Here is a 21,478-nt window from a genome sequence, read left to right as displayed (position 1 = left end):
CTTCACCACCCCACCCCACAACGCCAGCTCCCGCTGAATCCGATCCCCAAGCTGTTTGGGCGTACCGACATTGACGTCATAGCCCCCAGCCGCCATCCGCTGCCGATACGCCGGATCATCCCCAATGGCCTTCTGCGCCTTCACCAGCTTGTCCACCACATCCGCCGGCAGCTTCTGCGGCCCGATCAGCGCATACCAGCCAGTCAGGTCATAGTTCTTCTGCCCCGACTCGATCATCGTCGGCACATTCGGCAACGCCGGGTTGCGCGTCCTGGACGTGACCGCCAGCGCCCGCACCTTGCCCCCATTGATATGCCCGATCGCCGTGCCGGTGATATCGAACATAAAACTCACCTTGCCGCTCATCACATCCGCCACCGCCGGCGAATTGCCCTTGTACGGCACGTGCAGCATCTTGACGCTGTTCATCTGCGCCAGCAGTTCCGCCGACAGGTGGTTGGACGCGCCCACGCCGGCCGAGCCGAACGAAACATCCTCCGGATGCTTGCGCGCATAGTCGACCAGCTCGCCCACGTTCTTCGCCGGGAAGTCCTTGTTCACCAGCAGCACGTTGGTGTAATCGGTGATCAGCCCGATATACGTGAAATCCTTGGTCGGGTTGAAGTTGACCGAACGCTGGATCAGCGGCGTCATGGTCATGGTCGGGCTGGCAACGAAGTACAGCGTGTAGCCGTCCGGCGCCGCCTTGGCGGTCAGGTCGGCGGCGATTGCGCCGCTGGCGCCGGCGCGGTTGTCCACCACCACCGGCTGCTTGAGCACACGGCCAAGCTGCTCGGCGTAGATGCGCGCGGCGGTGTCGACCGGGCCGCCTGGTGCGTAGCCCACCAGCAGCTTGACCGGCCGCGACGGGTAGGCGTCGTTGGCCCACGCCGCGCCCTGCATCAGCAGCGTCGTGGTAATTGCCGCAAGTGTTGTCCATGCTTTCATTGTTGTCTCCTCCAGGTAAGTCTTTAGTCCAGCAGCGCGCGCAGCGGCTGCTTGAGCAGCTTGCCGCTGGCGGTAGTGGGAATGACGTCGATGGTGCGGATTTCCGCCGGGCGCTTGTATGGCGCCAGGCTGTCGCGCAGGTAGGCGTCGAGCGCCTTGCGGTCAGGCTCGCTGCCATCCTGCATTTCGATAAAGGCCACCACTTCCTCGTTGCCGTCGCCGGTGGTCCGGCCCACCACGGCGGACTGGCGCACGCCGGGGAAGGCATTGATCACCGACTCGACCTCGATCGGATAGACGTTGAAGCCCGAGCGGATGATCAGGTCCTTGGAGCGGCCCGAGATAAACAGCGCACCGTCGGCATCCAGGTAGCCGAGGTCGCCGGTATTGAGCCAGCCGCCCGGCAGCAGCGCCTCGGCGGTCTGTTCGGGATTGCGGTAGTAGCCCAGCATCACGCCCGGGCCGCGCACGCGGATCTGGCCGCGCTCGCCGGCGGGCAGCGCATTGCCCTCGCCGTCGGTGATGTCGATCTCGACGCCTTCGACGATATAGCCCGCCGAGCAGTCGGCGCGCGGCGCGTCCATGCGCGTGATAAACAGCGAGCCGGCGTATTCGGTGATGCCGTAGCCATGGTGCAGCGGCTGGCCGAACAGCGTCTCGACCTCGCGCTTGAGGGTGGGATCGAGCGGCGCGCCGCCGGTGTACAGGTAGCGCAGGCGCGGAAAGTCGGCGGCCTTGGCGCCAGGAGGCGTCGGGGCCACTGCCATGATGCGCGTGAACATGGTCGGCACGCCCTGCAGGATGGTGACGCCGGGCGACGCCAGCGCCTCGAACACTTCACTGGCGTCGAAGCGCGGGCGCAGGAACAGGCTGGCGCCGGCATACAGCGTGGCCATCAGCACGGTGGCGATGCCGAAGATATGGGACATCGGCAGCGCGCCATAGGCAACGTCGGCCGGCCCCATATCGCGCGAGGTGGCGGAGATGCGCGCGAAATGCGTCAGGCCCGCGTGCGGCACCATCACGCCCTTGGGCGCGCCGGTGGTGCCGGAGGTGTAGATCAGCGTGGCGACGGCGCGCGCCTGGCCGGCGCTCACCCGCTCTGGCGCCGTGGCGGCACGCACCGCGTGCATGCCGCCGGCAAACACCGCGCAGCCACTGGTCTGCGCGCCCAGCCGCGCGCCATGCGCCGCGGCGACGTCCGACACATGCCCGGTGAACAGCACCAGCGCCGGCTGCGCATGGTCGCGGATATTGTCGATCTCGCGCGCGGACAGGCGCGCGTTGACCTGGATCGGCCACGCATGCAGCTGGCTGCTGGCAAACAGCGTGGCCACCATCTCGTTGCAGTTCTCGCCGACGACCATCACGCGGTCGCCCTCGCCCACGCCCTGCGCCGCCAGCCAGTCGCGCGCGGCTTCGATGCGCCGCCACAGCTCACCGTAGGTAATCACGGCGCCGTTCTCGTACAGGCACGGGGCGTCGGGCGTCTGCGCCGCCCAGTGGCGGGGGATATCGTGGATGTATTGGGGACGGAAGGAAGACATGGTGCTGGCGGGTATCTCGATGCAGGTTCGATGCAGACTAGAGCGGGACATGCGGCGCAATGCTTGCGGCCGCACATAAACAGGCAGCATCAGTTTGCGGCAAGCGCGGCGCCGGAGCCATTTGCCATTCGCTAAGGCCGTGTTCGTCCCCGCCAACCCCCCGGCGCAGGTGGTTCCGCCGGCGCGAAGGACGCCTTTACCATTGATGAAGCAACGCATCGCGCCCGGCCCCTACAATCAGCCGGCATAGTGAGGGCCGCTGCATTCGCGCAAACGCTGTCAGCCAGCGCGCGGCCCGCGTACCACAGGGGACATCAGATGGATTTGCGTTTCACCGCCGAGGAACAGGCCTTCCGCGAGGAAGTCCGCGCTTTCGCGCAGGCCAGCCTGCCCGAAGACATCCGCAACAAGGTGCTCGACCACCAGCGCGTGGAGAAGGACGACTACGTCCGCTGGCACCGCATCCTGCAGGCGCACGGCTGGGGCGCGCCGACCTGGCCGAAGCAATGGGGCGGCACCGGCTGGACCCCGCTGCAGCGCCTGATCTTCGAGATCGAGACCTTCCGCGCCGGCGCGCCGCGCCTGCTGCCGTTCGGCCTGACCATGATCGGGCCGGTGCTGATGAAGTACGCCAGCCCCGCAATGCAGCAGCGCTTCCTGCCGCGCATCCCCACCGTCGAGGACTTCTGGTGCCAAGGCTATTCCGAGCCGGGCTCGGGTTCCGACCTCGCCTCGCTGAAGACCCGCGCGGTGCGCAAGGGCGACAAGTACATCGTCAACGGCCAGAAGACCTGGACCACGATGGCGCACTTCGCCGACTGGATCTTCTGCCTGGTGCGCACCGATCCTGAAGCCAAGGCGCAGGAAGGCATCTCGATGCTGCTGATCGACATGAAGTCGCCCGGCGTGACCGTGCGGCCGATCAAGACGCTCGACGGTGGCCACGACGTCAACGAGACCTGGTTCGAGGACGTGGAAGTGCCGGTCGAGAACCTGGTCGGCGAAGAGAACCGCGCCTGGACCTATGCCAAGTACCTGCTCGGCCATGAGCGCACCGGCATCGCCGGCATCGGCCATTGCCACCGCGAGCTGCGCCAGCTCAAGCACTACGCCAGCGAGGCCACCGACGGCGCCGGCCGCCCGCTGATCGAGGACGTGCGCATGCGCGACAAGATCGCGCGCGTGGAAATGGACATCATGGCGCTGGAAATGCTGCTGCTGCGCGTGGCCACCCAGGCCGCCGGCACGCCCGGCCCCGAAGCGTCGATCGTCAAGATCCGCGGTTCCGAGGTGCAGCAGGACCTGGCGATGCTGATGCTGGAAGTGGCCGGCCCCAACGCCTGGCCATACTCGCCGGACTGGCTGGAAGCTGGCGCAACGCAGCCGGTGTCGGGCCCCGAGTGGGCCGCGCCGGCCGCCTCCACCTACTACGACATGCGCAAGACGTCGATCTACGGCGGCGCGACCGAAGTGCAGAAGAACATCATCTCCAAGATGATCCTGGGTTTCTGAAGGGATAGCTGACATGGACTTCACCTACAGCGAAGAGCAACAGATGCTGGCGGACAGCCTGCGTCGCTTTATCGACACCGAATACACCTTCGAAGCCCGCCGCGAGAGCGCGCGCGCCGGCGAGAGCCTGGATCGCGGCGTGTGGGCCAAGCTGGCCGAGATGGGCGTGCTGGGCCTGACCGTGCCGGCCGACTTCGGCGGCTTCGGCGAAGGCCCCGCCAGCCAGCTGGTGGTGCAGCGCGAACTGGGCCGCGGCCTGGTGCTGGAACCGGTGACGCCCAGCGGCGTGATGTCCGCGGCCGTCCTCGCCGCCTACGGCAGCGCGGCGCAGAAGGACGAATGGCTGAACGCGATCGCCGCGGGCGAGCGCATCGTCACGCTGGCGTACCTGGAGCCGGGCACGCGCTACCGTCCGGAATCGGCCCGCGCCAGCGCCGAGCGCAGCGGCGACGGCTACGTGCTCAACGGCACCAAGAGCGTGGTCTGGCACGGCGCCGCCGCCGACGCCTACCTGCTGACCGCGCGCGTGGCCGGCAGCAACGAGATCGCGCTGTTCCTGGTGCCGCGCGCCAGCAAGGGGCTGGGCGTGACCGGCTATCCGACCATCGACGGCCTGCGCGCCGCCGACCTGACGATGCAGGACGTGACCGTGCCCGCCAGCGCGCTGGTGGGCGAGCCCGCCGACGGCCTGGCCGCGCTGGGCGTGGGCCTGGAGCACGGCATCGCCGCGCTGTGCGCCGAGGGCGCCGGCGCGATGGAAAAGCTGATCGAAATCACCGGCGAATACCTGGGCACGCGCCAGCAGTTCGGCAAGCCGCTGGCCGCCTTCCAGGCGCTGCAGCACCGCATGGCCGACATGCTGGTGCAGAAGGAGCTGGCGCTGTCGATGGCCTACGTGGCAGCGCAGGCGCTGGATGAAACCGATCCCGCCGCACGCCGCCGCATGCTGTCCGCCGCCAAGGTCACGGTGGCGCGCGCCGGCCGCTTCGTCGGCCAGCAGGCGGTGCAACTGCACGGTGGCATGGGCATGACCGACGAGCTGTCGGTGGGCGACTATTTCAAGCGCCTGACCATGCTGGACCAGTTGCTGGGCGACAGCGACTATCACCTGCAGCGGTTTGGCGAGGTGATGGAGGCCTGATGCGGCAACCGGTCGTGCGCGCCGCTGCGCGTGGCGGACGCCCCGGTTGGAAGCCCGCAGATCCCGGCCGCCGGTTCAGTCAGTCTTCGAACACATGCCGCAGCGCCGGCGGCTCGATGCCGCCGGGATTCAGTTCGAAGGTGCGCCGCGCCACGCTGGACGGCCGCACCTGTTCCACGTCCGTGTAGAACTGCTGGTACCAGTCACGCATCTGGTAGAGGGGCCCGTCGCCTTCGCACAGCAGCGGGTTGTCGATGCGGATCTTGCTGTCCCAGATCGCCACGTCCTCGTAGAAGGCCTGACGGGCCTGCTCGACATACGCTTGCGCCACGCCGCGGTTCTGCTCTTCAGACAGCCCCGGGATGTTCTTCACCAGCACGCCGTAGCGCAGCGCAAAGCTGTTCAGGTTGATCGGCACATGGCAGTTGAGCAGAATCGAGTGGATCTGCTGGTCGCCCATCCGGCCGGACATCTCGGTGATGTGGTACGCCGGCCCGAAATACGTGGACAGCGCCGTCAGCTGCGCATCGCCGGAGAGCCGTTCGCTGCGCCCGATCATCAGCTGCGTGGCCTTGTGGTTTTCGAACAGGTTGGCAAAGTAGTCCACTGGCGCGCCATGGACCGTGCCGAAGTGCGCCATGTCAGAGATGTTGTCGACCAGCTCGCGGCAGTTGGTGCGGATCACCATCTCGTCGATGGCCCAGTCCGACCACGCCGGCGAGAAGCAGGCTTCGATGCGCGGAATCGCTACCTCGGCCGGTGCCGGGCGGCCCTCGGGATCGTGCCAGATAAACAGCAGCCGGTTCTGCTCGCAGGTCTGCCAGGCACCGACGCGGGCCTTGGGCGGCACGCGCTTGCAGTAGGGGATGGACTTGCAGCCGCCGTCGCCACCCCACTGCCAGCCGTGGAAGGGGCAGACCAGGTTGTCGCCCTGCACGGTGCCGGTACTGAGGTCCGCGCCCATGTGCGGGCAGTAACCGTCAATCACGCGAATCGCGCCGGTCGAATCGGCAAAGGCCGCCAGCCGCTGTCCGAAGATGTTCAGGGTGTGCGGCACGCCATCGCGATAGGCATCGGCCAGGCCAAGGCAATGCCAGCCGCGCGCGTAGCGGGCCTCGGGCGGGCGTGATTCGATCTTGTAGCCGGCCTTGTAGCCAGTCTGGTTGCCGTCAGCGGTCATGGCGTCTGTCTCCTAGAGTTCCCGTGGGAGCTTCAAGATACGAGCGTCTGCCCGGCGCCTCATCGTCCCATCGGACTACTGCAGCGCGGCAATTTGCGTCAGCGCCGGATCATTGCCCGGGCCATGCACGCAACTGACGCCGGCCGGGTCGTAGATCCGGGCCACGCAGCCATTGCAGCTGTCGCAGGCAGAGCGCACCACCGCGCCGCTGCGCCAGTTGGCCACCAGTGCGGGATCGTGGATCAGCGCGCGCGCCAGTGCCACGCAGTCGAAGCCCTCTTCCATCAGCCGGGCGACGTTGCCGATCGATTTCACGCCGCCGATATAGGCCAGCGGCATGCGCACCGCCCGGCGCACCACGCGCGACGCCTCAAGGAAATACAGCTCGCGAAAGGCCAGGTCGCGCGGCGTGCGCCTTTCCAGCATGGTGATGCCCAGGCGCGCCACCGCGGTCGGTGCGGCAGCCTTCATCTGCGCCGTAGGCATGGGGCTGCCGAACAGCGCCCACGGGCTCTCGACGTTGCGCCCGCCGCTGAGCGTCAGCAGGTCGGCCCCTTCCGCCTCCAGGATGCGTGCGGTCACGGCGGAATCCGCCGGTTCGTTGCCGCCCGGCACGCCATCGCTGACGCTCAGCTTGCAGCAGACCGCGAGGTCGGCGCCGACGGCGTCCTTCACCTGCCGCAGCACGGCAGCGGGAAAGCGGGAGCGGTTTTCCACGCTGCCGCCGAAGGCATCGCGGCGCCGGTTGCTCAGCGGCGACAGGAACTGGTTGAGCAGGTAGCCGTGGCCCATGTGGATTTCCACCGCATCGAAGCCCGCTTCGCGCGCCAGCCGCGCCGCCGCGGCAAACTGGCCGGCAACCCGCGCCATGTCTGGCTCACGCATGGCACGCTGGAAATACACGCCATGCAGCATGCCGAAGGCATTGAGGCCAGAGCAGGCACTGCCGGGCGCGCGGCTGCCGCCATGGCGCATGGTGGTGAACGAGCCTGCATGGGTGATCTGCAGGCAGGCCGCCGCGCCTTCGCGATGCACGGCATCGGTCAGCACGCGCAGGTGCGCCACCTGCTCCGGGCGCATGCTGAGCTGGTGCGAGAAGGTCAGGCCGTTGTCCGCTACGGCCGCATAAGCGACCGTGGTCATGCCCACGCCGCCCGCGGCCAGGTCGCGGTGGTGCCTGACCAGCGCCTGTGTCGGCAGGCCCTGCGGCGTCATGCCCTCGTTGGCGCCCGCCTTGATCAGGCGGTTGCGCAGCGTCAGCGGGCCGATGCGCACCGGCGTGAATGCTGCCGCCGCGGCGGCCTGGCTATCGTGCATGCTGTTCCCTCCAGGCCCGTCGGCCTCAGACCACGTCGGATTTCAACGCGTGCGCAGGCGGGACCGTCGCGCCGCCTGCGGCGGAACCGGCAGCCACGCGCGCACGCTCCTCTTCTTCCACCCCCAGCCACGCGGCCAGCGCCGGCAGCAGCGACACCGCGCCGAACAGGTTCACCAGGAACATGAAGGCCAGCAGGATCCCCATGTCGGCCTGGAACTTGAGCGCGGCAAAGGCCCAGGTGCCCACGCCGATGCACATCGTAAGCGCCGTGAACAGCGCCGCCGAGCCGCGCTGGCGCATGGCCTCCGCAAAGGCTTGCGGCAACGCCTGCCCTTCCTCGCGGATCTGGTGCTGGATGCGCTCGTACAGGTAGATGCCGTAGTCCACGCCAACGCCCACGCCAAGCGTGATGACCGGCAGCGTCGACACCTTCAGCCCGATCCCCAGCCGCGCCATCAGCGCATTGCACAGCACCGATACCAGCGTCAGCGGCACGATGATGCACAGCACCGCGCGCCACGAGCGGAACGTCAGCAGGCACAGCAGCGTGATCGCGCCGAAGATCGACAGCAGCATCGTCACTTCGGCTTCCTCCACGGCCTCATTGGTGGCGGCCATCACGCCGATATTGCCTCCCGCCAGCCGGAACGCCACGTCGGGGGTCTTGTCGGCATCGGTGAAGCGGCGGATCTCGCGGATGATGTGGGCAATGGTGGCGCCCTCGTGGTTGGCCGTGTAGATCAGTACCTGGATGGCCTGGCAGTTCGACGTATTCATGCCGTTGTCCGGGTCGAAGGCCTTGGCGCCCTGGCTCAGCCCCTCGCTGCTGCGCGGCAGCGCCTCCCAGCGCGGGTTGCCTTCGTTATAGGCGCCGATCACCACCTTGGCCAGCGACGACACGCTCACCACCGACTGCACGCCGGCGACGCCGCGCATATGCATCTCGAACCGTTCCACCGCGCTCATCACCGGGTAGTGCAGGCAGCCGTCGTCGAAGCCGGTCGGCTCCACCACCACCGTCAGTGCATCCGAGCCGATGTTGTACTGGCTCACGATGCTGGCGCTGTCGCGGTTGTAGCGCGAATCCGCGCGCAACTCGGGCGCACCGCTGCCGACATCGCCGATCTTCAGGCCGCGCGACTCGATCGCGCCGCCCGCCAACAGCGCCAGCGCGGCCACGAACACGCCCAGCGCCGGGCCCGGACGCGCCAGCGCGCCGAACTTCTGCCACAGGCCGCCGCCACCCTGGGCACGCCGGGCCTGTGCCGAGGCAAGCGCCGAGGGCTCCAGCCGCGTGTAGGACAGCAGGATCGGCAGGAACACCTTGTTGGTCACGATCATCAGCAGCACGCCCAGGCAGGCCGTGATGCCGAGCTCGCGCACGATGTCGATCTCGATGCGCATGATGACCATGAAGCCCAGCGCGTTGGTCAGCAGCGCCACCGTGCCGGGGATGAACAGCTTGCGGAAGGCTGCGCTGGCGCTGTCAAGCGGGCTGTGGCCCTGCACCACCTCCTGCTTCCAGGCATTGGTCATCTGCACCGCGTGCGAGACGCCGATCGAGAAGATCAGGAACGGCACCAGGATCGACATCGGGTCGATGCCGTAGCCCAGCAGCGGCAGCAGGCCCAGCAGCCAGCCCACGGGCAGCAGCGCCACCACCAGCGACAGCAGCGTGATGCGCAGCGAGCGCGTGTACAGCCACAACAGCAGCGCGGTCACGGCGAAGGCCAGCGCGAAGAATCCCATCACGCCGGCAATGCCTTCTTCCACATCTCCCACCAGCTTGGCAAAACCGACGATATTGACTTCGACATCGGTGCCGCTGAATTCGCCCCGGATCTTCTCCAGCTGGCGCGCCACCGCGCCGTAGTCGATGGTCTTGCCGGTGCCCGGATCGGTCTCCTGCAGCTCGGCGCGGATCAGCGCGGACCTGAGGTCATTGCTGACCAGCCGGCCGATCTGGCCCGAGCGCGCCACGTTGCGCCGCACCGTGTCGAGTTCGGCCGGCGTGCCGGAGAAACGCCCCGGCACCACCACGTCGCCGCGAAAGCCCGCTTCGGTCACCTCGGTGTAGCGCACGTTTGGCGTGAACAGCGAAAACACGCGCGAACGGTCCACGCCGGGAATGAAGAACACTTCATCGGTGGCGCGGCGCAGCTTGTCCATGAACGCCGCGTTGTAGATATCGCCGTCGCCCTTCCAGCGCAGGCTTACCAGCACGGTATTGGCACCGGAGAAGGTGCTCGCGTACTTGGTGAACACCTGCATGTACGGGTGCTGCAGCGGAATCATCTTGTTGAAGCCGGGATCGAGCCGCAGCCGCATGGCCGAGACGCCCAGCGCCACGGTCACGGCCAGGCACAGCACCAGCAGCAGCCGGCGCCGGCGCATCAGCACGCTGGCGCAGGCGTCGACGAAGCGGCCCAGGCGGCCGGAGGATTGGGGGCGGTTCATGATCGTTCTCGCGTTCGGTCAGGCGGGGTCAGCGGGTGTTGGCAGCGAGCGCGGCGGCGGCAAGGCCGCCATTGCCGCCCAGCGCCAGCGAGTCTTTGCCCGCTTGGGCCAGCGCGGCCAGGGTCTGCGGGCTGCCGGCGGGCAACGCGGCGAAGTGGCGCCCGCCATCGGTGGAAAGCACCATCGTGCCGCCCTGCCCGGCCAGCACGATGCGGCCATCGGGCAACTCGACGCCGCCGAAGAACGACGCCCTGCGCCCGGTGTCCGCGGCCTGCCAGGTGGCGCCAAAGTCGTCGCTGCGCAAGGCGTTGCCGCGCATGCCGAAGGCCAGCCAGGCGCCGTCGCGCAGCGGCAGCACGCCATACAGCGAGCCTTCATAAGGGGTCTTGACCGCCTCCCAGCGGCTGCCGCCGTCGGGCGAGCGCAGCACCAGCCCGGCTTCGCCGACCAGCATCAGGCGTCCGTGCCCGTCGCCGGCAATGCCGTTGAGGTGGCGGTCCTGCATGGACTTGTCAGCAGCCTCTTCCCAGTGCTCACCCTGGTCGCGCGAGACCAGGAAGCGGCCAAAGCTGCCGACGGCGAACCACGGCCCACCGGCCTGCGCCCAGGCACCCAGCAGCGGATCGGACGAGCCCGCGTCGAATGCCACCTGCTGCCAGTGCGCGCCGCCGTCTTCGGTGCGCAGGATCCAGCCGCCGTGGCCGACCGCCATGCCATGGCGGCTGTCGGCAAAGGCCACCTGGGTCAGCGAGACACCTTGCGGCTTGTCCACGCCGGCCACGCGCCAGCCGCGGCCCCCGTCATCGCTGAACAGGATCCTGCCGCGCTCGCCCACGGCCACCAGGCGTTCGCCGGCGCGCGCGATGCCATGGATCTGCAGGCCGTCGGGGCGCAGCGCGGTGGCCGGGAACGGCGGCAGCGGGCGGGGGGCGAACGCCCATACCGCGGTGGCCAGCACGGCCAGCGACATGGCGATGCCGATCAGTCGTTTCAAGATGTCTCCTCCGTATGGAGTAATGGCAGGCGGCCTCGTGGCGGGCCGTCCGTGCCTGGCTGCTTATAGAAGCGAAGTGTTTGCTACCCTCTCCCGCTTGCGGGAGAGGGGCCGGGGGAGAGGGCGGGCGCGTGGCAAGCATCGTGACGCATCACTTCGTGGATACGCCGGCCCTCTCCCCCGCCCCTCTCCCATAAATGGGGAGAGGGGAGCAAACCGGCGGCAATCTCCAACCTCATCGTCAAACGGGTTCTTACGGCAGAACGTCGAACAGCGCGGCGGCACCCATACCGCCACCAATGCACATCGTCACCACCGCCTGCTGCACGCCGCGGCGACTGCCTTCGATCAGCGCATGCGCAGTCATGCGCGCGCCGGACATCCCAAACGGATGGCCGATCGAGATCGCACCGCCGTTGACGTTCAGCCGTGCATCCGGAATGCCCAGCTTCTGCTGGCAGTACAGCACCTGGCAGGCAAAGGCCTCGTTCAGCTCCCACAGGCCCACGTCGGCCACCGTCATGCCATGGCGCGCCAGCAGCTTCGGCACCGCGAACACCGGGCCGATGCCCATCTCGTCCGGCGCGCAGCCCGCCACCGCCATGCCGCGGTAGCGGCCCAGCGGGCGCAGGCCACGGCGGCGGGCTTCGTCGGCGCTCATCAGCAGCACCGCGGCGGCGCCGTCTGACAGTTGCGAAGCATTGCCGGCGGTGATGTGCTCGCCCGCGGCCACCGCCGGTCCGCCGCTCCAGACCGGCTGCAGCGCCTCCAGGCTGCTGGCCGTGGTATCGGGCCGGTTGCACTCGTCGTGCGCAAGCAGAACGGTCTCGTGGCCGGTCAGCGTGCCGGCCTTGTCGAACAGCGCGCGGCGCGTTTCCAGCGGCACGATCTCGTCGTCGAAGGCGCCGCGCCGCTGTGCCTCGGCGGTGCGCTGCTGGCTGCGCCAGGCGTAGGCGTCCTGCTCGGCGCGGCTGATGCCGTAGCGGCGCGCCACCACCTCGGCGGTCTCGATCATCGCCATGTAGGCTGCCGGCTGCCGCGCCAGCACCGCTTCGGACTGGGCGCGGTAGCTGTTCTTGTGCTTGGTCTGCGTCAGCGAGATGGATTCCGCGCCGCCGGCCACGATGATGTCGGCCTCGCCGCACTGGATCGCGCGGGCGCCTGCCGCGATCGTCATCAGCCCCGAGCCGCACATGCGGTCCATGGTCATGCCGGGCACGCTGTCCGGCAGGCCGGCCGCCACCGCGCACAGGCGGCCCAGGTTGTAGCCCTGGGTGCCCTGCTGCGCGGCCGCGCCGATCAGCACGTCGTCCACTTCGGCCGGGTCCACGCCCGCGCGCTCGACCACCGCGCGCACCACGTGGCCGCCCAGTGCCGGGGCTTCGGTATCGTTGAAGGCGCCGCGGAAGGCCTTGCCGATGGGCGTGCGCGCGACGGCGACAATGACTGCTTCATTCATCTCGGTTCCTGTTTCAGAAGTAGTAGCGGCTGATCGTCTCGGCCACGCAGGCGGGCTTGCCCTCGCCTTCGATCTCCACCGTCATGCGCACCACTGACTGCACGCCACCCGGCAGCGTCTCGGCCCGCACCAGTTCGCCCACGCCGCGCACGCGCGCGCCCACGCGCACCGGCGCCGGGAAGCGCACCTTGTCGCAGCCGTAGTTGACGCCCCATTTCATGCCTTCGACGGTGACCAGCGCCGGCAGGAACTGGTTGACCAGGGCCAGCGTCAGGTAGCCATGGGCGATGCAGGCGCCGTAGGGGCCTTGCGCGGCGCGCTCCGGGTCCACGTGCAGCCACTGGTGGTCGCCGGTGGCATGGGCGAACTGGTTGACCTGGTCCTGGGTGATGCGGGTCCAGGCGCTTTCGCCGAGGTGTTGGCCTACGGCGGCGTGGATGTCTTCGGCAGAACGGAAGATTCTTGGCATTGCTGTTTCCTGTGTTTCCTCACCATGTCGCCACACTTGCCGACAAGCCCGCCAACCCCGCTTGTTTGCTCCCCTCTCCCGCTTGCGGGAGAGGGGAGCGTATGCGTGGGGTGGTGGCAAACGCGAACTCTCTCGAACACCGCGGGCTTCAAGCCCTCTGGCTGCTCACCGGCAGCACCTCTCCCGTCATATACGACGCATAATCACTGGCCAAAAACACCATCACATTCGCCACCTCCCACACCTCCGCCGCGCGCCCGAACGCTTCGCGCTCGCTGAGCTGGCGCAGCAGGTCGGCCGGCGCCGACTTCTTCAGGAAGTCGTGCAGCGCGATGCTGGGCGCCACCGCATTGATGCGCACGCCGAAGTCGGCGGCCTCCATCGCGCTGCAGCGCGTCAGCGCCATCACGCCGGCCTTGGCCGCGGCGTAGTGCGCCTGCTCCTTCTGCGCACGCCAGCCCAGCACCGAGGCGTTGTTGACGATGGCGCCGCGCCGGCGCGCCTGCATGTGCGGCAACATCGCGCGCGTCATGCGGAAGGTGCCGGTGAGGGAAATATCGATCACGCGCGACCACTCGGCATCGTCCATATCAACTAGGCGGCGCGAGCCGCCCAGGCCGGCGTTGTTGATCAGCACGTCGGTGCCGCCCAGCGCTTCTTCGGCAGCGGCCACCAGGGCGCGCACCTGCGCTTCATCCGACACATCGCAAAGCTGGCCATGGACCACCTGCAGCCCGGTTTCCGCGCGCAAACGCGCGACCGCCTCGTCCAGGCGCTTTTGATGGATGTCCGAGATCATCAGCGCGCGGCAGCCCTCCTCCGCGCAGCGGCGCGCGGCGGCAAAGCCGATGCCGGCGCCGGCCGCCGCGGTGATGAGCACGCTCCTGCCGGCGAGCAACTGATGGCCGGGCACATAGGCCGGAGCGCCGGGGAATTCGGTGTGCAGGGTCATGACAGTCCTCGTGCCTCGCGCGGCATGCCAAGGCCGCGTTCGGCGATGATGTTGAGCTGGATTTCGTTGGTGCCGGCGTAGATGGTGTCGGCGCGCGAGAACAGCGCCATCTGCTGCAGCCGCGTGCGGCGCGTGTCGCCGGCGTCCAGCACGTTGGCCAGCGGGCCCAGCACGTCCAGCGCCAGCTGGCCCAGGTCGCGGTGCCAGTTGGACCAGTAGTACTTGTAGATCAGCGCCTCGCGCTGCAGCGCCACGTCGACATCCTCGCCGTCCTGGCCCGCCTGCGCCGCGCCCGCCAGCATGCGCAGCGCGTTGGCGCGCATCACCCGCAAGCCGGCCCAGGCGCGCGCAATGCGCTGGCGCACCAGCGCGTCGCGGCTGCTGCCGTTGTCGCGCGCGGCCTGCGCTACCCACTCCAGTTCATGCGTGAACTGCATCTGCTGGCCGAGCGTGGAGATGCCGCGCTCGAAGCCGAGCAGCGCCATGGCAATGCGCCAGCCATCGCCGGGCTCGCCCAGCACGTCGGCGGCCGCGGCACGCGCGCCGTCGAAGAACACTTCATTGAATTCCGCGCCGCCGCCCATCTGCCGGATCGGGCGGATCTCGATGCCGGGCTGGTCCAACGGCAGCATCAGGAAGATCAGGCCCTTGCTGCCGCGCGAGCCGGGCTCGCAACGCGCCAGCACGAAGATCCAGTCGGAATCGTGCGCGAGCGAGGTCCATACCTTCTGGCCGCTGACCAGCCAGTTGCCGCTGGCGGCATCGCGCACCGCGCGCGTGCGCACATTGGCCAGGTCCGAGCCCGCGCCAGGCTCCGAATACCCCTGGCACCAGAACGTGGTGCCGTTCAGGATGCCGGGCAGCAGGCGCGCCTTCTGGTCCCCGGTGCCGAAGGCGACCAGGGTCGGGCCGATCAGCCCCTCGCCGATATGGCCCATGCGGCCCGGTCCCCCTGCCCGCGCATATTCCTCATGGAAGATCACCTGCTGCATCACCGGCAGCTCGCGCCCGCCATGCGCGCGCGGCCAGCCCAGGCCGATCCAGCCGCCTTCGGCCAGCCGCCGCTCCCACGCCTTGCGCAGCTCGGGAAAGGCATCTTCGTCGCCGGGGCCGCCGCGGTGCTTCAGGCAGGCGAATTCGCCGGCCAGGTTGGCGGCCATCCATTGGGCCACCTCGGCGCGGAATGCCGACTCTTCATGCGCTGTCATGCTGTCCTCCAGCTGTGCGGGCCATTTGCGGCGATGTAGGCAAGCGCCGCGCCGGCGCCACCCAGCCAGTGGCTGGCGGCCTGCGCGCGCTTGAAATAGAGCTGGGGGTCGTATTCCCAGGTGAAGCCGACCCCGCCGTGCAACTGGATGGCCTCCTGCGCGCAGAAGCGCAGCGCGTCGTCGGCCGCGACGGCGGCGGCGGCGATTTCGAGACGGGCGTCGGCCATATCGGTCGATTCCCACGCCTGCGCCGCGCCATACACCGCCGAGCGCGCCGCCTCGACCAGCACCATCATCTGCGCGCAGCGGTGCTTGACCGCCTGGAACGAGGCGATGGCGCGCCCGAACTGGATGCGCTCCGCCGCATAGGCAACGGAGAGGTCCAGGCATTGCTGGGCCGCGCCAAGCTGCTCCGCGGCCAGCATCAGCTTGCCGTGCCACCAGGCGTGGGCCAGGCCCAGCGCCGCGGCGTCCCCGCGTGCCAGGCAGGCACTTGCGCAAACGTGCAGCCCGTCCAGCCGCAGCGAGGCCAGCGGCCGGGTGCGGTCCAGCGTGTCGAGCGGTGCCAGCCTGAATCGCTCATCGTCAGCCAGCGCGACCGGCTCCAGCAGGAACAGCGCGGGCGCGCCGTCATCGAGCCTCGCCGGCACCAGCAGCCAGTCGGCGCCGAAGGCATCGGGCACCTGGACGGCGCCGCCGCGCAGCACGAAGCCGTCCGCGCTTGCCTGCGCAGCGATCGCTACCCCGTCGTAGTGCCAGCCGCCATCGTCAGGCAGCACCGCGGCGCCACGGCATTCGCCCACGGCCAGCCGCTCCAGCCACTGCGCGCTGCCGCGCTCGCCGAGGCTGGCCTGCAGCCACGGCGCCACCAGGCAGGCGCTGGACCAGAACGGCACGCAGGCCAGGCGCTGGCCCAGCTGCTCCTGCAGCAGCACGAGGCCGGTAGCGCCCAGGCCCACACCGCCCACGGCTTCCGGCAAGGCGATGCCGCACCAGCCGAGCTCACCCGAGATCGCGCGCCACAGCGCGTCATCGTGGGCCGGACCCGCCTCGGTCACGCGCCGCACCGCCGCCGAATCACTGTGCGCGGCGAGGTAGTCGCGCGCGCTGTCGCGGACCATCTGTTGTTCGACGGAAAGAGAGAAATCCATGGCCGTCGCGCTCAGCTGCCGTAGACCGGCTGGGGCGGCTGCGCCTGCGCCAGCAGTCCGGCCACCGCTGCGCCGACTTCGGCCGGCCGCCACCGCGCACCCTTGTCGGCTTTCGGGCCGGTGCGCCAGCCGTCGGCCACGGACACCATGCCGCCGGCCGCCTCGAACATGCGCCCGTTGACCTGCGCGGAGCCGGCGCTGCCCAGCCACACCACCAGCGGCGCAACGTTGGCCGGGTCGAAATAGTCGAAGCCGTCTTCGGGTGCCTTCATCATGTCGGCGAACACCTGCTCGGTCATGCCGGTGCGCGCGGCTGGCGCCAGCGCGTTGGCGGTGATGCCATAGCGGCCCAGTTCCGCCGCCTGCACCAGCGTCAGCGCGGCAATGCCGGCCTTGGCGGCGGCGTAGTTCGATTGCCCGACCGAGCCCTGCAGCCCCGCGCCGGAGCTGGTGTTGATGATGCGCGCGTCAACGGCGCGGCCGGCCTTGGCGGCATCGCGCCAGCGTTTGGCCAGCAGGTTGGCCAGGCAGAAGTGGCCGCGCAGGTGCACGCGCATGACGTCGTCCCAGTCCGCTTCGGTCAGGCTGACAAACATGCGGTCGCGGCAGATGCCGGCGTTGTTGACCAGCACGTGGACCTCGCCGAAGGCCTCGACCGCGGCATCGACGATGCGCTGCGCGGTGGCCAGCTGCGTGATGTCGTCATCGCTGGCCAGCGCCGCGCCTGCATTCGCGCCGGCGGCGCGGATCTCCGCGCAAACCGCCTCGGCCGCCTCGCGCCGGATGTCGTTGACGACCACGTTGGCGCCCTCGGCGGCGAAGGCCAGCGCATAGGCGCGTCCCAGCCCGCCGCCGGCGCCGGTGATGATGACGGTGCGTCCGTCGCAGATTCCCATGGCGCTCTCCTTACAACCGTTCGATGATGGTGACGTTGGCCAGGCCGCCGCCTTCGCACATGGTCTGCAGGCCGTAGCGGCCACCGGTGCGCTCCAGTTCATGCAGCAGCGTGGTCATCAGGCGCGCGCCGGTGGCGCCCAGCGGATGGCCCAGTGCAATGGCGCCGCCGTTGGGGTTGGTGCGCTCGGGTGCGTAGCCGGTTTCGGCCAGCCATGCCATCGCCACCGAGGCGAAGGCTTCATTGATCTCGACCACGTCGATATCGTCCAGACGCAGGCCGCTGCGCTCCAGTGCGCGTTTGGTCGCCGGGATCGGCGCGGTCAGCATCCACAGCGGGTCGTCGCCCAGCACGCTCATATGCGCGATGCGCGCACGCGGCTGGAGCTGGTAGCGCCTGAGCGCGTCTTCCGAGACGATCAGCAGCGCGGCGGCGGCATCGGCGGTCTGGCTGGACACGGCCGCGGTCAGCGAACTGCCGGGCATCAGCGGTTCCAGCGCAGCCATCTTCGCCAGCGTGGTATCGGGGCGCGGGGTCTCGTCATGCTTCACGCCTGCGCACGGCAAGATCTCGCGCGCAAAGCGGCCGCCTTCGATGGCGGCAGCGGCGCGCTGGTGGCTTGCCAGCGCGTAGGCTTCCATGGCCTCGCGCGACAGTTTCCAGTGATCGGCAATGCGCTGCGCCGCGTGGAACTGCGACACCGGCGCATCGCCAAAGCGTGCCTGCCAGCCCTTGCTGCCCGAGAACGGGTCGGCAAACCCCAGCGCCTGCCCGGCCAGCATGGCCGACGAGATCGGGATCTGGGTCATGGTCTGCACGCCGCCGGCGATCACCACGTCCTGCGTGCCGCTCATCACTGCCTGCGCGGCAAAGTGCACCGCTTGCTGCGACGAGCCGCACTGGCGGTCCACGGTCACGCCCGGCACCGTCAGCGGCAGGCCGGCGGCCAGCCACGCGCTGCGGGCGATATTGCCGGCCAGCGGGCCGATGGTGTCGACGCAGCCGAATACCACGTCGTCATAGTCCTCGGCCGGGATGCCATTGCGGCGCACCAGCTCGGCCAGCACGAAGCCGCCCAGGTCGGCGCCGTGCATGTGCGACAGTCCGCCCTTGCGGCGCCCGGTGGGCGTGCGCAGGGCATCAACGATATAGGCGTCTTTCATGGTCTTGGTTCTCTTTGGATTCAGGCGAAGGTCGCTCCGGCGCCGATGTCGTGCGCGCCGTCCAGGATGTGCGCGCCCATGCGCGCCTTGTGGAAGGCCCGGTCGCCCCAGCTTCCCGCCAGGGCCCACGCGCGCTTGGTGAAGATCTGCAGGTCCAGCTCCCAGGTGTAGCCCATCGCGCCATGCACCTGGATGGCCTGGCGTGCCGCGCTCCAGGCGCAGCGCGCGGCGGCCACGCGGGCGTGCGAAACATGCAGGCCCGCATCGGGCCGGCCATGCGCCAGCGCCGCGGCGGCGCGCAGCAGCACCGGCCTGGCGAACTCGAGCTGGATCGCCACGTCGGCCAGCAGGTGCTTGACCGCCTGGTAGGCGCCGATGGCCTTGCCGAACTGCTTGCGCTGCGCGCTGTAGTCGATCGCCAGGTCCAGCATGCGTTGCGTCAGGCCTAGTTGCTGCGCGGCCACGCCGAGCGCGCCGCGGTTCAGCGCCATGTCCCACAGGCCATTGCTGCCGGGGATCAGCTCGGACTCCGCGGCCGGTGTCCACGCCAGCTCGAACAGGCGGCGCGAAGGATCGAGCCCGGTGCGCGCCGTCAGCACGGCCTGGTCCGGCCGCAGCAGGTGCACCGCGCCTTCGTGCGCGCACAGGATGGCGTCGGCCACGTGGGCGTCGGCGACCAGCCGCTCTTGCGGATGCGCCACCGCCACGCGGGCATCGCCGGCGGCGATGCGCTCCAGCAGCGTGGCGCAGCGTTCGCGCGCCGAGGCGTTCGGCGCCGCCGCGAGCGCATCGCGCAGCAGCCCGGCCGCGACCAGCGCGGTGTCGAGCAAAGGCTCGGGCAGCGCAAAGTAGCCGCAGGCCTGCGCCAGCGGCGCCCACTCGACCTCGCCCAGCCCCAGTCCGCCCTGCTCCTGCGGCACCATCACCGCGGTCAGGCCCTGGTTGGCAAGCTGGCGCCACAGCGCGTCGGAGCGGCCGGACTCGGTGGCCCACAGCTCGCGCGTCAGTTCGGGCGTCATCTCGGTCATCAGGAAGCGCCGGATCGCCTCGGCAAACTGCTCCTGCTCTTCGGTCAATGCGAAATCCATGGTGTTTTCCCCGGGTGCCGTCATGCGCGCGGCATGCCGAGCAGGCGCTCGGCGACGATATTGCGCTGGATCTCGTTGGTGCCGGCATAGATCGGCCCGGCCTGCGAGAACAGGAAGCCATCCAGCCAGTGGCCGAGCGAACCCGGCGGCTGGCCGTCGGGCGCGACCTCTGCCGACTGCCCCAGGATGGCCAGCGCGGTATCGTGCATATGGATGTCCAGCTCGGACCAGAACACCTTGTTCGTGCTCGACTCCGCGCCGATATGAGCGTTGGGGCCGCCCCGCACCAGCCGGCTCGCGGTGGCGTAGGTGGACAGCGTGTAGGCCTCGGCGTCCATCCACGCGCGCAGCACCGCCTCGCGCAGCGAGGGATCGCGGTCCGCCGCCTCGCGATTGGCCTGGTACAGCCTGACCAGCGCGCGCGCGGTTTCCTGGAAGCGCGCCGGCGAGCGCAGCATCAGGCCGCGCTCGAAGCCGGCGGTGGCCATGGCCACCTGCCAGCCGGCGCCCTCGGCGGCCAGGCGGTTCTCCACCGGCACGCGCACGTCGTCGAAGAAGATCTCGGCAAATCCGGTCTGGCCGTTGAGCTGGCGGATCGGGCGCACGGTGATGCCGGGCGTGTCCAGCGGCACCAGGATGAAGGTCAGGCCATGGTGTCGGGTCGAGGCCGGGTCGGTGCGGAAGAGGCCGAACAGCCAGTCCGCCCACACCGCCCGCGTCGACCAGATCTTCTGGCCGTTGATCACATAGTCATCGCCCTGCCGGATCGCGCTGCAGCGGATCGCGGCCATGTCGGAGCCGGCGTTGGGCTCGGACCAGCCCTGCGCCCAGACATGCTCGCCCGAGGCCATGCGCGGCAGGAAGCGCGCCTTCTGCGCCTCGGTGCCGAATTCCATCAGCGTGGGCCCCAGCAGGAAGATGCCGTTCTGGTTGACGCGCATCGGCGCGCCGGCACGCCAGTACTCTTCCTCGAAGATCAGCCACTCGATCAGGTCGCAGCCGCGCCCGCCCAGTTCGGCCGGCCACGTGACCATGCTCCAGCGGCCCAGGTTGAGCGTGGCTTCCCAGGCGCGGTGCTGGGCAAAGCCTTCTTCGGTGTCGAAGCTCGCCAGCGGCGAGCGCGGCACGTGCGCGGCCATCCAGTCGCGCACTTCGGCGCGCAAGGCGCGCTGGGCGTCGGTGTATTCAAGCTGCATCGCGCTCTCCCTGCGCAAAGCGGGCTTCGCGGCCTTCGACGAAGGCGGCGCGCGCCTCGCCGGAATCCGCGCTCATATAGGCCTGCAGCGTGAAGCCCTGCTCCCAGCGGTATTTGTCCTCCAGGTTGCCGTCTTCCACGCCGTTGAGCGCTTCCTTGGCCAGCTGCAGCATGGCCGGGCTCTTGGCGGCGATCTGGCGGGCCAGCGTCATGGCGGCCTCGCGCAACTCTGCGCGCGGCACCACGCGCTCGACCGCGCCCAGCCGGTACGCCTCGGCGGCATCGATCATCTCGCCGGTGAAGTACATCGCCCTGACCTTCTGCACGCCGAACATGCGCTGCAGGTGCGCGCCGCCGCCCATGGCACCGCGGTCGATCTCGGGCACGCCAAAGCGCGCGCAATCCGACGCAACGATGATGTCGGCCGCGCCGCAGATGCCGATGCCGCCGCCCAGCACGAAGCCGTGCACGGCCACGATGACCGGCTTGGGATTGCGGTGCACGGCGCGGAAGGTGGCGTAGTTGCCGGCGTTGACGTCGACGATCCGCTGCGGGCGCGCGGCCAGCTCCTTGATGTCGACGCCGGCGCAGAAGCCGCGGCCTTCGCCGCGCAGCACGATCACGCGCACGGCGGGATCGGTGCCCAGCTGGTCGATCGCGGCGGCCAGCGCATGCCAGCCGGCGCAGTCGAGCGCATTGACTGGCGCATGGTCGATCACCAGTTCGGCTATGCCGTCGGCGGTGTCGATGCGGAACGGCCCGGTCTTTTTGTTCGTTTGCATGGTTTCCTCTGTCTGTGGG

The 21,478-nt window shown here is 69.3% G+C and carries 18 protein-coding genes; 2 read left to right on the top strand and 16 right to left on the bottom strand.

Annotated features, from left to right (window positions below; translation table 11 throughout):
* The coding region (locus tag AB1I47_RS10045; protein ID WP_354683596.1) for a Bug family tripartite tricarboxylate transporter substrate binding protein at nt 1-948 on the bottom strand (948 nt) is incomplete at its 3' end.
* Between the two features lie 23 nt (nt 949-971).
* Nucleotides 972-2,495: a class I adenylate-forming enzyme family protein gene (locus tag AB1I47_RS10040; protein ID WP_354683603.1), complete on the bottom strand. Its 1,524-nt coding sequence runs from the start codon at nt 2,493-2,495 to the stop codon at nt 972-974.
* A gap of 318 nt (nt 2,496-2,813) precedes the next feature.
* On the opposite strand from AB1I47_RS10040, the gene AB1I47_RS10035 reads away from it, so the two are divergent.
* Both AB1I47_RS10035 and AB1I47_RS10030 read left to right on the top strand, forming a co-directional pair.
* Nucleotides 2,814-4,007, top strand: a complete 1,194-nt coding sequence (locus AB1I47_RS10035) for an acyl-CoA dehydrogenase family protein (RefSeq protein WP_354683595.1) — start codon at nt 2,814-2,816, stop codon at nt 4,005-4,007.
* 13 nt (nt 4,008-4,020) lie between these two features.
* The gene (locus AB1I47_RS10030) at nt 4,021-5,148 is read left to right on the top strand and encodes an acyl-CoA dehydrogenase family protein (protein ID WP_354683594.1); all 1,128 of its coding nucleotides are present in this window, start codon (nt 4,021-4,023) and stop codon (nt 5,146-5,148) included.
* A gap of 79 nt (nt 5,149-5,227) precedes the next feature.
* Here AB1I47_RS10030 and AB1I47_RS10025 read toward each other — a convergent pair whose 3' ends face one another.
* From AB1I47_RS10025 to AB1I47_RS09960, 14 genes are all read right to left on the bottom strand, one after another.
* Nucleotides 5,228-6,328, bottom strand: a complete 1,101-nt coding sequence (locus AB1I47_RS10025) for a 3-ketosteroid-9-alpha-monooxygenase, oxygenase component (RefSeq protein ID WP_354683593.1) — start codon at nt 6,326-6,328, stop codon at nt 5,228-5,230.
* A 75-nt stretch (nt 6,329-6,403) separates the two neighbouring features.
* Nucleotides 6,404-7,603 (bottom strand): NADH:flavin oxidoreductase, encoded by a 1,200-nt coding sequence (locus tag AB1I47_RS10020; RefSeq protein ID WP_407935816.1) that lies wholly within the window; start codon nt 7,601-7,603, stop codon nt 6,404-6,406.
* Between the two features lie 67 nt (nt 7,604-7,670).
* Nucleotides 7,671-10,103 carry an efflux RND transporter permease subunit gene (locus tag AB1I47_RS10015; protein WP_354683591.1) on the bottom strand — a complete coding sequence of 811 codons (2,433 nt, stop codon included), beginning with the start codon at nt 10,101-10,103 and terminating at the stop codon, nt 7,671-7,673.
* A gap of 28 nt (nt 10,104-10,131) precedes the next feature.
* Nucleotides 10,132-11,097, bottom strand: coding sequence for a WD40/YVTN/BNR-like repeat-containing protein (locus AB1I47_RS10010; RefSeq protein WP_354683590.1), 966 nt, complete (start codon nt 11,095-11,097; stop codon nt 10,132-10,134).
* A gap of 253 nt (nt 11,098-11,350) precedes the next feature.
* Nucleotides 11,351-12,556: an acetyl-CoA C-acyltransferase gene (locus AB1I47_RS10005; protein WP_354683589.1), complete on the bottom strand. Its 1,206-nt coding sequence runs from the start codon at nt 12,554-12,556 to the stop codon at nt 11,351-11,353.
* A 13-nt stretch (nt 12,557-12,569) separates the two neighbouring features.
* Nucleotides 12,570-13,025 carry a MaoC family dehydratase gene (locus AB1I47_RS10000; protein ID WP_354683588.1) on the bottom strand — a complete coding sequence of 152 codons (456 nt, stop codon included), beginning with the start codon at nt 13,023-13,025 and terminating at the stop codon, nt 12,570-12,572.
* Nucleotides 13,026-13,173: 148 nt separating this feature from the next.
* A complete protein-coding gene (locus tag AB1I47_RS09995) occupies nt 13,174-13,977 on the bottom strand; it encodes an SDR family oxidoreductase (protein WP_354683587.1) in 804 nt (267 codons plus the stop codon).
* Nucleotides 13,974-15,185 carry an acyl-CoA dehydrogenase family protein gene (locus AB1I47_RS09990; RefSeq protein WP_354683586.1) on the bottom strand — a complete coding sequence of 404 codons (1,212 nt, stop codon included), beginning with the start codon at nt 15,183-15,185 and terminating at the stop codon, nt 13,974-13,976. The genes AB1I47_RS09995 and AB1I47_RS09990 overlap by 4 nt, the downstream gene beginning before the upstream one ends.
* Nucleotides 15,182-16,336, bottom strand: coding sequence for an acyl-CoA dehydrogenase family protein (locus AB1I47_RS09985; protein ID WP_354683585.1), 1,155 nt, complete (start codon nt 16,334-16,336; stop codon nt 15,182-15,184). Before AB1I47_RS09985 ends, AB1I47_RS09990 begins: the two co-directional genes overlap by 4 nt.
* Before the next feature lie 11 nt (nt 16,337-16,347).
* Nucleotides 16,348-17,232, bottom strand: coding sequence for an SDR family oxidoreductase (locus AB1I47_RS09980; RefSeq protein WP_354683584.1), 885 nt, complete (start codon nt 17,230-17,232; stop codon nt 16,348-16,350).
* Between the two features lie 10 nt (nt 17,233-17,242).
* Nucleotides 17,243-18,394: an acetyl-CoA C-acetyltransferase gene (locus tag AB1I47_RS09975; RefSeq protein ID WP_354683583.1), complete on the bottom strand. Its 1,152-nt coding sequence runs from the start codon at nt 18,392-18,394 to the stop codon at nt 17,243-17,245.
* Between the two features lie 20 nt (nt 18,395-18,414).
* The gene (locus AB1I47_RS09970) at nt 18,415-19,482 is read right to left on the bottom strand and encodes an acyl-CoA dehydrogenase family protein (RefSeq protein ID WP_354683582.1); all 1,068 of its coding nucleotides are present in this window, start codon (nt 19,480-19,482) and stop codon (nt 18,415-18,417) included.
* A gap of 20 nt (nt 19,483-19,502) precedes the next feature.
* Nucleotides 19,503-20,678, bottom strand: coding sequence for an acyl-CoA dehydrogenase family protein (locus AB1I47_RS09965; RefSeq protein WP_354683581.1), 1,176 nt, complete (start codon nt 20,676-20,678; stop codon nt 19,503-19,505).
* A complete protein-coding gene (locus tag AB1I47_RS09960) occupies nt 20,668-21,459 on the bottom strand; it encodes an enoyl-CoA hydratase family protein (RefSeq protein ID WP_354683580.1) in 792 nt (263 codons plus the stop codon). Before AB1I47_RS09960 ends, AB1I47_RS09965 begins: the two co-directional genes overlap by 11 nt.
* Between the last annotated feature and the right edge of the window lie 19 nt (nt 21,460-21,478).

Origin of the sequence: Cupriavidus necator, from assembly GCF_040578825.1 — a bacterium.
In the GTDB taxonomy this organism is placed as follows: domain Bacteria; phylum Pseudomonadota; class Gammaproteobacteria; order Burkholderiales; family Burkholderiaceae; genus Cupriavidus; species Cupriavidus necator_E.
Note: the sequence above shows the minus strand (reverse complement) of the source record. Positions and strands in the feature narration are given on the sequence as shown.